This is a genomic window from Vibrio sp. 1F279, from assembly GCF_041439815.1.
GTDB lineage: Bacteria > Pseudomonadota > Gammaproteobacteria > Enterobacterales > Vibrionaceae > Vibrio > Vibrio tasmaniensis_A.
This window is the reverse complement of record NZ_JBGOOU010000010.1, coordinates 24,629-39,432: the sequence shown is the minus strand read 5'-3', so window position 1 is coordinate 39,432 and position 14,804 is coordinate 24,629. Positions and strand designations below refer to the sequence as shown.

The 14,804-nt window shown below is 43.6% G+C and carries 9 protein-coding genes and 1 pseudogene; 9 read left to right on the top strand and 1 reads right to left on the bottom strand.

All coding sequences use genetic code 11. The features are described from left to right. The first annotated feature begins 53 nt into the window (after window positions 1-53). The 9 genes and pseudogenes from ACED60_RS09725 to ACED60_RS09685 all read left to right on the top strand — a co-directional run bounded on the left by ACED60_RS09725 (window position 54) and on the right by ACED60_RS09685 (window position 11,870). Window positions 54-1,711, top strand: a pseudogene (locus ACED60_RS09725) (type IV pilus secretin PilQ). A 176-nt stretch (window positions 1,712-1,887) separates the two neighbouring features. Then, a complete protein-coding gene (aroK, locus tag ACED60_RS09720) occupies window positions 1,888-2,406 on the top strand; it encodes a shikimate kinase AroK (protein ID WP_009848907.1) in 519 nt (172 codons plus the stop codon). A gap of 24 nt (window positions 2,407-2,430) precedes the next feature. After that, window positions 2,431-3,519, top strand: a complete 1,089-nt coding sequence (gene aroB, locus ACED60_RS09715) for a 3-dehydroquinate synthase (protein WP_009848908.1) — start codon at window positions 2,431-2,433, stop codon at window positions 3,517-3,519. Between the two features lie 79 nt (window positions 3,520-3,598). Continuing rightward, on the top strand, window positions 3,599-5,116 hold the full coding sequence (locus tag ACED60_RS09710) for an SPOR domain-containing protein (RefSeq protein WP_009848909.1): 1,518 nt from the start codon (window positions 3,599-3,601) through the stop codon (window positions 5,114-5,116). 69 nt (window positions 5,117-5,185) lie between these two features. Beyond that, window positions 5,186-6,046, top strand: a complete 861-nt coding sequence (locus ACED60_RS09705) for a Dam family site-specific DNA-(adenine-N6)-methyltransferase (RefSeq protein WP_009848910.1) — start codon at window positions 5,186-5,188, stop codon at window positions 6,044-6,046. Window positions 6,047-6,234: 188 nt separating this feature from the next. Further along, entirely contained in the window at window positions 6,235-6,909 is a 675-nt protein-coding gene (gene rpe / locus ACED60_RS09700; RefSeq protein WP_009848911.1) for a ribulose-phosphate 3-epimerase, read from the top strand. A gap of 102 nt (window positions 6,910-7,011) precedes the next feature. Beyond that, window positions 7,012-7,698: a phosphoglycolate phosphatase gene (locus ACED60_RS09695; protein ID WP_017104654.1), complete on the top strand. Its 687-nt coding sequence runs from the start codon at window positions 7,012-7,014 to the stop codon at window positions 7,696-7,698. A 176-nt stretch (window positions 7,699-7,874) separates the two neighbouring features. After that, window positions 7,875-8,891: a tryptophan--tRNA ligase gene (gene trpS / locus ACED60_RS09690; RefSeq protein WP_017103608.1), complete on the top strand. Its 1,017-nt coding sequence runs from the start codon at window positions 7,875-7,877 to the stop codon at window positions 8,889-8,891. Window positions 8,892-9,275: 384 nt separating this feature from the next. Further along, window positions 9,276-11,870 carry an ExeM/NucH family extracellular endonuclease gene (locus ACED60_RS09685; protein WP_371727417.1) on the top strand — a complete coding sequence of 865 codons (2,595 nt, stop codon included), beginning with the start codon at window positions 9,276-9,278 and terminating at the stop codon, window positions 11,868-11,870. Window positions 11,871-12,082: 212 nt separating this feature from the next. Here ACED60_RS09685 and ACED60_RS09680 read toward each other — a convergent pair whose 3' ends face one another. After that, window positions 12,083-14,596 carry an EAL domain-containing protein gene (locus ACED60_RS09680; protein WP_371727416.1) on the bottom strand — a complete coding sequence of 838 codons (2,514 nt, stop codon included), beginning with the start codon at window positions 14,594-14,596 and terminating at the stop codon, window positions 12,083-12,085. Window positions 14,597-14,804 lie beyond the last annotated feature (208 nt).

The following is a 14,804-nucleotide window of genomic DNA, read 5'->3' as shown; positions in this document are numbered from 1 at the left end:
AAGGACTAAGTAAGTTAATAAACAAAGGGCTGCAAAGCCTAGTTGTGTCTGTGATGTTGGTGGTTAGCGTGTTCAGCTATGCCGAGAGCTTGCCAAATCAATTGGAAAATATTGATTTTAGGGTCAACAAGGAGAAAGACGCCGTCATCATTATCGAATTGGCAACCAGCACTGCTGTGGTGGATGTTCAACGTGCTCAGGAAGGTTTAAGTATCGAGTTACTCAATACTCAGGTGAATGACGATAAGCTTTACCTCCTGGATGTGAAGGAATTCGCGACCTCAGTTGAAGGTATTGAGGTGTATAAGGAAACGCCCAGTACGCGATTGTTGGCAACGATCGCTGGTGACTATCAATATGAATACAACTTAAAAGGTCGCTTTATTGAGGTAGTGATCAGTAGGCCTACTATTGATGAAGTGACAATAGAGAAAAATGTTTTAGAAAAAGAAGGCAAGGTGATATCGATTAACTTCCAAGATATCCCTGTACGTAATGTTTTGCAGCTTATTGCTGATTACAACGATTTCAATCTCGTTGTTTCTGATTCAGTCACGGGTAATCTGACTTTACGTTTAGATGGTGTGCCTTGGCAGCAAGTTCTCGACATTATCTTGCAAGTTAAGGGATTGGATAAGCGTGTTGATGGCAACGTTATCTTGGTGGCACCTAAAGCTGAGCTCGACCTTAGAGAGCAACAAGCGCTAGAGAAATCTCGTTTGGAAGAAGAGCTAGGTGAACTCAAGTCGGAAATCATCAAGATTAACTTTGCCAAAGCCACCGACATTGCCGACATGATTGGTGGGGAAGGGGCGGTAAGCATGTTGTCCGAGCGAGGCTCGATTACCATTGATGAGCGAACTAACTCCCTGTTGATCCGTGAATTGGAAGAAAACATTGCGGTGATACGAGGCATTATTGAATCGCTAGACATTCCCGTGAAGCAAGTTCAGATAGAAGCACGTATTGTCACTGTTACTGAGGGTAATCTTGATGAACTAGGAGTGCGTTGGGGCGTTTCCTCGACTAACGGAAGCTTCAAAGTTGGCGGCTCGATAGAGGGCAACCATCCATCGCAAATTACGCCGTATGACGATAATGGTGGGAATAGTGCGATTGACGATTTCCTCAACGTTAATTTAGGAGCAACTTCCCCGAGCGCGTCGAGTATTGCGTTTCAGGTAGCCAAGCTGGGTTCTGATACCTTGCTCGATCTTGAATTGTCAGCACTGCAACAAGAGTCGAAAGCAGAGATTATTTCTAGCCCACGCTTAATTACCACCAATAAAAAACCCGCTTATATTGAGCAAGGTACTGAAATCCCTTATTTAGAGTCTTCTTCAAGTGGTGCTACTTCAGTCGCATTTAGAAAGCGGTATTGAGTCTCAAGGTGACTCCGCAGATCACACCCGACAATCGTTTGGTATTGGATTTGAGCGTGACTCAAGATAGGCCGGGGCAAGTGGTGAAAACCGGCACCGGTGAAGCTGTCGCCATTGACACGCAAAGAATTGGAACGCAAGTGCTTGTTAATAATGGTGAAACGGTCGTGTTAGGTGGTATTTTTCAACACAGTGTGAGCAGCCAAGTTGATAAAGTTCCACTATTAGGAGACCTTCCTGTTCTTGGCGCATTGTTCCGTCGTAGCTATGAAAATGTAGGCAAAAGTGAACTACTTATTTTTGTTACACCTAAAGTTGTGATTCAGTAATGAGCAATTAGATTAAAAATAAAGTTGCATTAGTGGCACCTAACCTTGATAATTTCGGGTCTTATCACGAATTATCTGTGAGGAATCGGTGCCACGGGCCTTTTAATTTCAGTACTTGTACTGACCTACCTTGTGGCGATGTCATTGAATTAACGTTGTAAATTACTGCTAAAAACATGGCTGAGAAACGCAATATTTTTCTTGTTGGCCCAATGGGCGCCGGCAAAAGTACAATTGGTAGACACCTAGCTTCCCAACTTCATATGGAGTTTCTAGACTCTGACACTGTGATCGAAGAGCGCACTGGCGCAGACATCGCATGGGTTTTTGATGTTGAGGGCGAAGATGGTTTCCGTAAGCGCGAAGAATCTGTAATCAACGATCTGACAGAAGAACAAGGTATTGTTCTTGCGACAGGTGGTGGTTCAGTGCTGAGCAAAGAAAACCGTAACCGTCTATCTGCACGAGGCATTGTTGTATACCTAGAGACAACAATTGAAAAGCAACTTGCTCGCACTAACCGCGACAAGAAACGCCCTCTACTTCAAACAGACAACCCGCGTGATGTGCTAGAAGATCTAGCTGTATCTCGCAACGCACTATACGAAGAAGTGGCGGACTACACAGTTCGTACTGACGACCAAAGTGCAAAAGTGGTAGCCAACCAGATCGTAAAAATGCTAGAAGAACGTTAAGTTCATTTTTCGGAGAGCAAACCCATGGAACGGATTACGGTCAATCTAGCTGAGCGTAGCTACCCTATCTCTATTGGCGCCGGGTTATTTGAAGACCCGGCGTACCTTTCTTTTTTATCAGGTAAGCAGAAAGTTGTTGTTATCAGTAATGTGACAGTAGCGCCTCTTTATGCTGATAAAATTTTATCGCTATTGGATCAAGTCGGCTGTCAGACATCTCTTTTAGAGTTGCCAGACGGTGAGCAATACAAAACACTTGAAACGTTCAACTCAGTGATGAGCTACATGCTTGAAGGAAATTACAGCCGCGATGTGGTGGTGATTGCTTTGGGGGGTGGTGTTATCGGTGATTTGGTCGGTTTTGCTGCCTCTTGCTACCAGCGCGGTATTGATTTCATTCAAATCCCGACGACCCTTCTTTCTCAAGTGGACTCCTCTGTAGGTGGTAAAACTGCAGTGAACCATCCCCTTGGCAAGAATATGATCGGCGCTTTTTACCAACCAAAATCTGTCATCATCGATACTAACTGCCTATCAACGCTTCCAGAGCGTGAGTTTGCAGCGGGTATGGCTGAGGTGATCAAATACGGCATCATTTACGATGAAGCCTTTTTTGGCTGGTTGGAACAGAATCTAGAGAAACTGTATCAACTTGATGAAGACGCACTGATTACCGCGATTGCTCGTTGTTGTGCAATTAAGGCTGAAGTGGTTGCTATCGATGAAAAAGAGTCAGGAATCAGAGCGTTATTGAACCTAGGTCATACATTTGGTCATGCGATTGAAGCAGAACTAGGCTATGGTAATTGGCTACATGGTGAAGCTGTGTCGTCAGGCACTGTAATGGCAGCAAAAACCGCCCAATTACAGGGACTGATTTCTCAGCAGCAACTTGAGCGAATTATTTCTATACTCAAGAATGCGAAACTACCAATCCATACGCCAGAAAGCATGTCTTTTGAAGACTTTATGAAGCACATGATGCGCGATAAAAAAGTGCTGTCTGGTCAGTTGCGTCTGGTATTACCAACAAGTATTGGTACTGCTGAAGTGGTTGCTGATGTACCTCAAGACATCATTAAACAAGCGATTGATTTCTGCCGTACTCTTTAAATTCGGTTGTGAGGTTGCCTAGCTAAACTCTAGGCAACTCAAGCGCTTTACAGATCGAACTTATCAGTAGGGATCCCCAATGAGTTTGGCTCATGATTTAAGAGTATTGGAGTTAGAGTCTCAAGTTGAGTTGCTAGAGCGTTTACAGCTTTTAACTAACTTTGGTTCAAACTTTGTAAATGTTGCTGGTAAAACGGGTTCTGGCCGATCTTGGTTAGCTCAGCGTTATCTTGAAGCATGGTCGACAGAAAAAAATCAGTGTTTACTGCTTTGTCACCCAAGCCAAGACGATCAACAGCGCCGCGCACTTATTCTTAGTCAGATTGTTTCTGACCCACTCTTTAATCAACATGATTCTTTATCTGATAGCCTTGCTAGGTTGCTGGATGGAGATACGTGTAATGTGCTTATTGTCATTGATGACGCCCACCGACTGTCTGAGCTACTGGTATCAGAATTATGGATGTTGGTACTTGAATCTCAATCAAACCCTCAATGGACGATTAATATCGTTCTGTTCTCGCAAACTGGTCACCTAGACACGCTATTAACACGACTTAGTTACGGTCAGCCGCACAAACCTATCGCCCTTGAGATCGATGATCTTTCGCAACCAGAAGCTGAACATTTCTTTGAGTCACTGGTGATTCGATATGTCGATGATGAGTCAGAATCTCGGGTGCGAAATGCATTTAAAAAAGCGCAACCTTTGCCCGGTGAGCTAATAGCCTTAGGAGAATTGAAAGTGGAAAAAAGGATTATTATTCGCTCAATCATTGGTTCACCTATCAATATTGCGATTGTGGTGGCGTTGTTGTTGCTTGTTATCGGCGGCGGTTACTGGTGGATGTTTAATCAACCAACGCCTGACGATAAAGCGCAATCTATTATCGCCCCTATTGAGCAGACAGTTATTCCAACGTTGGAAGTGGAAAATGTAACTGAGCAAGCCACAATCGACGGAACTGTCGATTCTGAAGCCGAAGTTGATATGAGTTATCAAGGTGCTGACGATGACAGCTCTTCTCTGCCGCCGGTCGTGGTTGAAGAGACAGCCAGTGTTGGTCAGGTAGAACAAGACCAGCAACGTGTGGTGATCACCTCTGATGTGGTCGATGCCTTGCTTGATGATAAACCTGAGAGTGTTGATACCAGTGCAATTGAAGCTGTAGTTGAAGAAAAGACAGATGCAGTCGTTATCCCGCAGCCTGATGTTGTGGAACGTGAGTCATTGCCGGCAACGAATGAAGGTTCAGAGCTAACACAATCAGCACCTCCGATAAAAAAAATCACATTTTCATTTGCACGCGAAGAGCTACAAGCTATCTCGCCGCGCGCTTATACCCTGCAGTTGAGTGCGATGACATCATTGGAAGATGTACAATCTTTCATTGAAGAGTATGAGCTTGAGAACAAGGTTCGTATTTACCCAACACTTCGTAACGACACCAAGTGGTTTATTATCACTTATCAAGATTACCCAACGATTCAAGTGGCGCGAGATGCGGCAAGTGCGTTATCAAAACCACTTCAACAGTTGGAACCTTGGGCAAAATCGATGAATCAAGTGCATCGAGAGATAGAACGTGCGAAATAACCCTGAGCTTAGCCTCAAAATATGTTACATTCCGCAGCCTTATTTTTGAGTTGATAGATAGAGCAGTAAATGAAAAAGCAGCGTGCCTTTCTAAAATGGGCTGGTGGTAAATATGGCCTAGTTGAAGACATCCAACGTCACCTGCCACCTGCTCGTAAATTGGTAGAACCGTTTGTCGGTGCCGGATCAGTATTTCTGAATACTGATTTTGAACAGTACCTACTTGCAGATATTAATCCTGATCTTATCAACCTATACAATCTACTTAAAACCGATCCTGAAACCTATATCACTGAAGCGAAGCGTTGGTTCTGTCCGGAGAATAACCGTAGAGAAGTGTTCTTAGATGTTCGCGCTGAGTTCAATGGTACAGATAACGTTATGTATCGCTCGTTAGCTTTCTTGTACATGAACCGATTTGGCTTCAATGGCTTGTGTCGTTACAACAAGAAGGGCGGTTTTAACGTTCCGTTTGGTTCTTATAAAAAACCTTATTTCCCTGAAGCCGAGCTAGAGTTTTTTGCTGAGAAAGCGAAAAAAGCCACCTTCGTCTGTGAGGGATACCATGAAACCTTTAGCCGCGCGCGCAAAGGTTGCGTGGTTTACTGTGATCCTCCATACGCACCGCTGTCGAACACGGCTAACTTTACTTCTTACGCAGGTAATGGTTTTAGCTTAGATGATCAAGCTGCACTGGCGGATGTCGCTGAAAAAGCGGCGATGGAACGCGATATTCCTGTCTTGATTTCAAACCATGACACCACCTTAACGCGCCGTTTATACCATGGTGCGGAACTGAACGTGGTCAAGGTGAAACGCACAATTAGCCGGAATGGCGCAGGGCGCAATAAAGTTGATGAGTTACTGGCGCTTTTCCATAAAGAGAAAAACCAGCAACACGCTTCAACAGAATTGCCGTCGTCAGCATAATCCTCGAACTCATTAAATTGAGTGACCCACGGGTACTTTCTTAAACTAATCTTTCGAACTGCTAGGATCTGCTTAGGTGCTTAGGTAGAATTGCACACCAAATAGTCTTGGGATTGAGTCTTGTACTTGTGTATGAGAGGTCACAAGGCGGTGATATTCGCAATTTACTCACTCTTAAGAGGTTTGGTATGAAAGATTTTCTAATCGCTCCATCGATTTTGTCTGCAGATTTTGCTCGTCTTGGTGAAGACGTCGAAAAAGTACTCGCAGCCGGTGCCGACGTTGTGCACTTCGATGTGATGGATAACCACTACGTACCTAACCTGACTTTTGGTGCACCGATCTGTAAAGCATTGCGCGACTACGGCATCACAGCTCCTATCGATGTTCATCTAATGGTTAAGCCAGTAGACAGCATCGTACCTGAGTTTGCCAAAGCTGGCGCATCAATGATTACCTTCCACGTTGAAGCGTCTGAGCACGTTGATCGCACTCTACAGTTAATCAAAGAACACGGCTGTAAAGCGGGTGTCGTACTTAACCCAGCAACGCCACTTTCTTGCCTTGATTACATCCTAGACAAAGTCGACATGATTCTACTGATGTCAGTGAACCCTGGCTTTGGCGGTCAATCTTTCATTCCTCATACTCTTGATAAGCTGCGCGCTGTTCGTAAACTTATTGACGAATCTGGCCGTGATATCCGCCTTGAGATTGATGGCGGCGTGAAGGTTGATAACATCCGTGAAATTGCAGAAGCGGGTGCAGATATGTTCGTTGCGGGTTCCGCTATCTTCAATCAACCAGATTACAAAGAAGTGATTGATGAGATGCGTTCAGAGCTTGCAAAAGTAAACGCATAATCGTAAAACTACAGATAGATTGAATATTAAGGGGCTCATTGGCCCCTTTTTTACGTCTTATAGCTCAACTCATAAGGCGAAAATTATAAATAGGAAAGTAAGATGTCATTAAGCTCAATAAAACTGATCGCCTTTGATTTGGATGGAACCTTGTTAGATAGCGTGCCTGATTTGGCTGTCGCTGCTGACCAAGCTTGTCAGGAACTGGGGTTTTCTTCAGTAAGCGAAGAACAAGTTCGCGACTATGTGGGTAATGGTGCTGATGTTCTTATCGGACGTTCACTGAGCCGCAACCTGACGGTTGACCCAAGCCTAGAGCCTGAGCTTCTGAAGAAAGCGCGCATCCTGTTTGATGATTTCTACGAGCAGGGAGGCCATAAGCTAAGCCACCTTTATCCATCAGTAAAAGAAACGCTTGCTGAGTTGGACAAAGCGGGCTTCACCATGGCGCTTGTAACCAACAAGCCATCGAAATTTGTACCAGACGTTCTGGCGCAGCACGGTATCGATAAGTACTTTGTTGATGTGTTGGGCGGCGACTCTTTCCCAGAGAAAAAGCCGAACCCAGTGGCGCTGAACTGGTTGCTAGAAAAGCACAATGTGAAGGCTGAAGAGATGCTGATGGTTGGTGATTCAAGCAACGACATCAAAGCCGCTAAGAATGCAGGCTGCCACTCGTTTGGTCTGACTTACGGCTACAACCACGGCGAGCCAATTTCAGCATCAAACCCTGACTATGTCGCAGACAACATTGCGCAATTACTAGATGTCGTTCTAGTTTCAGCATAAAGCGGACAAAAGTTAGCTAACCTACTAGCAAAATACTTATCAATGAGTACACTGGATGAGCCGTACAGAAGAGCTGTGCGGCTTTTCTATTTTAAAGTTAAGAAGCTAAGTTTTTCAGATACTACGTTAAGAAACTAAGTTAACGAGCTTAGCGAACAAGCAAAGGAATTAAAACCATGAGCAAGCCCATCGTATTGAGTGGTGTTCAACCATCTGGTGAACTAAGTATCGGTAACTACTTGGGTGCTCTACGTCAATGGCAACAGATGCAAGATGATTACGATTGCCAATACTGTGTTGTAGACCTTCACGCAATTACGGTTCGCCAAGACCCGAAAGCACTGCATGAAGCGACTCTAGACGCATTAGCAATCTGTCTTGCTGTCGGTGTTGATCCAAAGAAGAGCACGCTATTTGTTCAGTCACACGTACCAGAGCATGCTCAACTTGGTTGGCTTCTTAACTGTTACACACAAATGGGTGAACTGAGCCGTATGACTCAGTTTAAAGATAAGTCTGCACGTCACTCAAATGACGTAAACGTAGGCCTATACGATTACCCAGTGTTGATGGCTGCTGATATCTTGCTTTACGGCGCTCACCAAGTGCCAGTAGGTAGCGACCAGAAACAACACCTAGAGCTAGCGCGTGATATCGCAAATCGCTTTAACAATATCTATGGCCCTGAAACGCCAATCTTCCAAGTGCCAGAACCTTACATTCCAACAGTGAATGCACGTGTAATGAGCCTGCAAGATGCGACTAAGAAAATGTCTAAGTCGGATGATAACCGTAAGAATGTAATTACTCTGCTAGAAGAGCCTAAGTCGATCATCAAGAAGATCAACAAAGCGCAAACGGATGCAGAAACGCCACCACGTATTGCTCACGATTGGGAAAACAAAGCAGGTATCTCTAACCTAATGGGTCTGTACTCTGCGGCGACGGGTAAAACGTTCGAAGAGATCGAAGCGCAATACCAAGGCGTTGAAATGTACGGTCCATTCAAGAAAGATGTCGGTGCAGCATTGGTTGAGATGCTTGAGCCGATTCAATCTGAATATCACCGTATCCGTGCTGATCGTGCCTACATGGATGCAGTAATGAAAGCGGGTGCTGAAAAAGCGTCTGAGCGTGCTGCAGTAACACTGAAAAAAGCATACGAAGCGGTAGGTTTTGTAACTCGCCCATAGAGTGAACTAAAATAACTCGCTTGAGAATTTGAGCCCAAAGTGACTTTGTTTACTTTGGGCTTTTTATTGCCCGCTCCATTTACCTTCCCAGTAAATCTCTTGTTTGAATTGATAATTTAAGCATTATCTAGCTAACATATTCATAATATTAATGCTGTGCAGACGATCCTGTTAATGGGTTTTTAAGTTTATAAAATTCAGCTCATTTCTATTTGTGTTGGAAATATATAACGTGCCAAACAATTGATGATTCCAAAGTGATAAGTTCCTCATTTTCTTGCCAACTGACTTATTCCTTTCATAAATAAACCTGATAGTTACCACAAAATACATGACTGCCCATAGATGGCAGTGACTATAAATCAATGTACTCAGGTGAAACGGATGGCTCTTTTACACAAACCTTCATTGCTAGCAGTGGCAATTGGTAGCTTGCTAACGGCAAGTGCACATGCTGATTTGTTTATTTCACAATATGTGGAAGGCGGCAGCTATAACAAAGCGGTTGAGATTGCCAATAACGGCGATAGCAGTATTAATTTAGATGGTTATTCACTGGCGAAATCAGCGAACGGCAACGGATCATGGGGCGCCACTTTACCTTTGGATGGCCACGTTTTAGCGCCCGGTGAGGTGCTTGTTGTCGCACACTCTAGTGCGAGTGATGAGATTAAAGCTAAAGCTGACATCATTAATGCTTCCATCGCTAACCATAACGGTGACGACCCGCTGGCTATCTTGAATTCAGATGGTTCGGTACATGATGTTGTTGGTTTGATGGGCGATGTGGACTGGGGCAAAGATGTTACTTTGGTTCGTGCGACACAAACACCTTCTGCGACGTTTGATGCTTCGCAATGGGTATCGCTACCAAAAGACAACATTGAAGGGCTAGGTTCACTAGACAGTGTTGAACTGCCAGAAGCGTTCACTTGTACACAGGATGGCTCTGACCCAGTATTCACCACCATTCAAGAGATCCAAGGTGAGGGCGCAACATCACCGTTCATTGATGGCTATCCTTACATCACTGACGATGAGTATTTCGTCAAAGGTGTTGTGAGTGCGGTGACTACAGGCATAACCAAAGGTTTCTACCTGCAAGCACTTGATGACGACTTCAATTCAAGCACTTCTGAAGGCCTATTTATTCACACCAATCAATCTAGCTCAGAGCTGGCTGCGGGCGATGTGGTGTGTGTGAAAGGTAAGGTTCAAGAATACTACAGCCATACTCAGCTTAAAGTTGAAAACAACCAATGGCTAAAACAGGGCGAACAACAAGCGCCTGAAGCAACGGCGATTGAAGCTCTAGACAGTGATGAGAACTTCTCTGCAACGCTTGAACGCTACGAAGGCATGTTGGTGAAAACGACGGAAGCGCTTGATATGCGTGTCACTCGTACCTTTGGTTATGACTACGCAGGTCGTCGTAACAACATGGTACTGGCGCATGAGCGTATTAACATGCAACCGAACCAGCTTTTCGCAGCAGGTTCTGAAGACGCGAAACAACAAACAGAAGATAACGCAGACCGCCGTCTTTTTGTTGAAACCGATCAAAAAGCCGGTGACGGACAGGTTCCTTTCTACCCAGACTTTGGCCGTACCGATATTGACCAAGATGGTTCAACAGAAGACTACATCCGTATTGATGACACCATTGTTGGCCTAGAAGGCGTGCTGACTTACAGCTACGGCGAGTATCGCTTAGTGACAACCAACCAGATCTCGGCTGAGAACTTTGTCCGAAATGACCCACGTACTGACAAGCCTGATATGGATGAAGGTGATCTACGTATCGCGACCTTCAACGTATTGAACTACTTTAACTCTCCATTTGGCGGTGACGCGAACCAACACGGCAACAACCGTGGCGCGAACACCATCACTGAGTTTGAGATGCAGCAAGAGAAGATTGTGAACGCGATTCTTCGTCTAGATGCCGACATCATTGGTTTGATGGAAATTGAGAACAACGGTTTTGGTGAAGGCTCTGCCATTCAGCAGCTTGTAAACCAACTGAATGATCGCATTGAGCGTAAGAAAGACCGTTATACCTTTGTGGCCGTGGACTCTAACGAAGATGGCGTGACCGACGAGATGGACTCGATTGGTACTGACGTCATTACAACAGGTGTTATTTACCGTAAGAAAGTGGTTAAGCTTAAAGACCGCCGTGTTATCGCGATGCCAAGCCAACAAGCGCCAGAAGTGTTAGACGATTCTGGCAAGGTGATTGAAGACGGTAAGAACTATCAACGTGACTCATTGGCGCCAACTTTTAAAGTCAAAGGCACCAAAGAGAAACTCACCGTTGCGATTAACCACTTTAAATCGAAAGGTTCTAAGTGTTGGGAAGATGCAGCCCCTGTCGAACAGGGCGGTCAAGGTGGCGTTGATGCCGACAAGCAAGGTTCATGTGAGAACTTCCGTGTTGCAGCTGCTGTTGCATTGGGTGAAGCGCTAGACGGCATCAAAGGCCATAAAGTGATTCTGGGTGATATGAACTCGTACGGCATGGAAGACCCAATGCTGGTACTGACGGATTACTCTGAAGAGAAATACGGTAAGCAAATCAAAGCGGCGCGTAACACCTACATTGACGGTGTCGAGCAGTTTGGTGATAACGGTGCGGTGATTACTAAGAACTACGGCTACATTAATGCTGTGGCTCAAAAGCACCCAGACAGCTGGAGCTACTCATACAATGATGAGGTTGGCGCTTTGGATCACCTGTTGATCAGCGACAGCCTGAAAGACATGGTGGTGGATGCGACTGACTGGCACATCAACGGCGGTGAATCGAAGTTGCTTGATTACAACGAAGAGTTCAAAGGTGATCTGCCGAAGTACCAAGATCACTTCCGTTCATCGGATCATGATCCGGCAGTTCTTGAGCTTAAAGTCGGTGGTTCGTTTGGTTTCGGTGCACTGATGTCATTGTTTGGCTTAGCAATGTGGCGTCGTCGTAAGTAATAAGGCTTTTTGAGTCATAATAAACCGCTACCTATAGGTAGCGGTTTATATTTTAGCTACTCATTGATACCAATCGTAGTAAATAACTGTTCACCCTAGCTTGTTAAAAATCTAGATAACGTCGTTAGATTTTTTGATTGTAGAATAACTACTTATCAAAAAAATCCGCCTTGTTCTCAAGCTTTTTTCCTGCGCTATTTTTGAACACTTACTTACTGTGATTGGTATGATTCCATCTTTTCAAGGTCGTATTGGCGTATTTGTACTGCTTTTTCCAGTGATACCGGTTTTGAAAATAAGTACCCTTGGACAATGTCACATCCATATTGTTTAACATATTCTAGTTGTTCAATGGTTTCGACACCTTCAGCGACGGTTCTTGTTCCTGTAGACCGCCCAATTGCGACAATGCTTTTTAATAGTTCATGAGCGGTATTCGATTCTGAAAGTTGCCAAATAAAGCTACGATCTATTTTAATTTCATGAATAGGAAGTAATGACAAATACTTCAACGAAGAGTACCCAGTACCAAAATCATCTAAGGCCAAGTGAAACCCTTTACTACGAAGTTGATACGCAACTTTTGCTACCTCTTCCGGATTTTTTAGCATGATGCCTTCGGTGGCTTCTAGGCATATATGGGATGGGTTTATACCGTAGCGCTCTGTTATTTTTATGATATTTTCAGCAAAGTTTGTTTCACCAATTTGAACGGGTGATAAGTTCAGTGCCAGTAAAATAGGCGCATCGTCTGGAAAATCGAGTTCTGAATACTGTTGGTAGGCTAATTCAATAAAATACCAACCTAATGCGCGTATATGACCACTGACTTCAGCGACGGAGATAAATTCATCAGGATAAACGTTACCCAATGTTGGGCTTTTCCATCGAGCTAGCGCTTCGATTCCCCATAACCTTCCAGACTGTAAGCAATACTGAGGCTGATAATCTAAATAAATTTCTCTTCTTTCTATAGCGGTCAGTAAATTGTCTTCAATCAGAAACTTACGTTGATTTTTCGCAGAGGTTTTTGATGAGAAAATAGCACAGTTTGCTTTGCCTTCTGATTTCACAGAATGGAGCATAATATCAGAGCTTGCGAGTAACTCATCGACAGTGCGACCGTGATCGGGATACAAGGCGGCACCTAAGCTAAAACTGATATCAAATTCATGCTCAAAGCATTGATACTTGGTCGCAAGCTCATCATGAAATAGTTTCATGACGCTTTCTGCCTGTTTTAGGCTGTTTAGAGCAGGGAAAGTAACAATAAATTCATCACCTCCAAACCGGAACACTTCTGAAAAATTAGGGCATACTTTTTTAAGCGTTTGAGATATCTGTATTAAGAGTTCGTCTCCAACACTGTGTCCGTAGTAGTCGTTGATGTTTTTAAAGTTATCTACATCAATAAAACAGACAAGAAATTTATCGTCATCTGATTGAGTTTTGGCCAGCTCTTTCTCCATATAGACTTCAAAAAAGTGTCGATTAAAAAGCCCAGTCAGTTGGTCATGATTAGCAAAGTGATTCAGCGTGCTGTTTGCAGTACAGAGCTTTTCAAAGTCAGATTGAATTTCAGCTTGATAAGATTCAAAGCGACGAGAAACTAGAGTGCTTACATAATATGAGAGTAGTCCGACTAATAGAACGACTATGCTATACATGAGTGCTAAGCGATTGAGCTCATCATTTCTTTTTTCAATCAACTCGGCATTTTTTTTAGCTACAAGTCTTTCTAATGCAGTGACACTAAAGCTCGCGCCTATCGTCCAGCCCCAAGTACTATTTTTGATGACATAACTAAGGTTTTCTAACGAGTGATTGTCGGCAGCTAAGTGTCTAACATAGACATCCGATTGTTCCAACAGCGCGACTGCTTGAGTGCGGAAGTGTATGTTTTGAATGTTATGGATATTAGTGCCAATAAAGCTAGGGGTGGTATGAGCTAGCACATCGCCTTTAGTGTCGATAACGTAGAAGTTACTCTGTTGACCAATTTGAAGCTGACTTAACCATTCGAGCACGTCACTTTGAATGTCTGCCTGGACATCTGTAATAAAGTCACTCGTACCTATATACCAATTATATGGCGAGAAATTAACGATATAGCCGATTTTTTCATACTGTTTTGCGAATGTATTCGGCTTTATAAACCACCATTTATGAAAGCCTTCCTTTTCTTTAATTGCTTTCTTGGTTAATTCCTGAGCAATAAAGTGTCCTTTAGCATCTTTATAGTCCCATCGGGAAGCTCCTTGGGAGCTAGGAAATATAGGGTGGAAAATAACAGTCCCATCATGGTGGTAAATAAAAGGGTAACTACGACCGTCATTGAATCTGTAGTTTTTCAAACTCGAACGAACCAAGGTTGTAAACTCTTGTTCACTTAATTGTGGGTTGTCTTTGTACAGTTGATTTAGTATCGAGTGAGTGCGGAGAGTATGAGTTTTTATACTGTCGCGTAGTGTGGTTATTGTTGTTTCTTCTAAGTAGTTGAGCTGCTTGTTGACATAGCTGACTTGAGATTTTAAATAGGCTTTTTTTTCTTCAACAATGTCGGACTCTATGTGAGTGATTTCTTGATTGGTTCGTCGATAACTATCATTGACCGATAACGAAAAGACGATAATAGAGAATAGAACCACAGTTATAGTCGGTATGTAACGAATTAGGTAGACGAGCTTGTTCTCTTTCATTTTTCTATTAAAGGTCAGTAAATTCACGCTAATGATAACTCAAACAATTATTCATTGAGTTGTTATTTTTCACAAAAAAAGAACTATGTCATAAAAAACCCGCAACTTATAAGGTTTTAATTTTTATGGGAACTTTGGCAGGGATGGGAGACATCTATGTCTTGAGAAGACAAGGTGGATCACTCTGACTTCATTGCCAGTAACGTTTATGAATTTGTAGTGTAAAGTTATCAGG

Coding starts and splice junctions, on each gene's coding strand:
- ACED60_RS09685 (WP_371727417.1), top strand. CDS start 9,276: ATGGCTCTTTTACACAAACCTTCATTGCTAGCAGTGGCAATTGGTAGC.
- ACED60_RS09695 (WP_017104654.1), top strand. CDS start 7,012: ATGTCATTAAGCTCAATAAAACTGATCGCCTTTGATTTGGATGGAACC.
- trpS (WP_017103608.1), top strand. CDS start 7,875: ATGAGCAAGCCCATCGTATTGAGTGGTGTTCAACCATCTGGTGAACTA.
- ACED60_RS09710 (WP_009848909.1), top strand. CDS start 3,599: ATGAGTTTGGCTCATGATTTAAGAGTATTGGAGTTAGAGTCTCAAGTT.
- aroK (WP_009848907.1), top strand. CDS start 1,888: ATGGCTGAGAAACGCAATATTTTTCTTGTTGGCCCAATGGGCGCCGGC.
- ACED60_RS09705 (WP_009848910.1), top strand. CDS start 5,186: ATGAAAAAGCAGCGTGCCTTTCTAAAATGGGCTGGTGGTAAATATGGC.
- aroB (WP_009848908.1), top strand. CDS start 2,431: ATGGAACGGATTACGGTCAATCTAGCTGAGCGTAGCTACCCTATCTCT.
- rpe (WP_009848911.1), top strand. CDS start 6,235: ATGAAAGATTTTCTAATCGCTCCATCGATTTTGTCTGCAGATTTTGCT.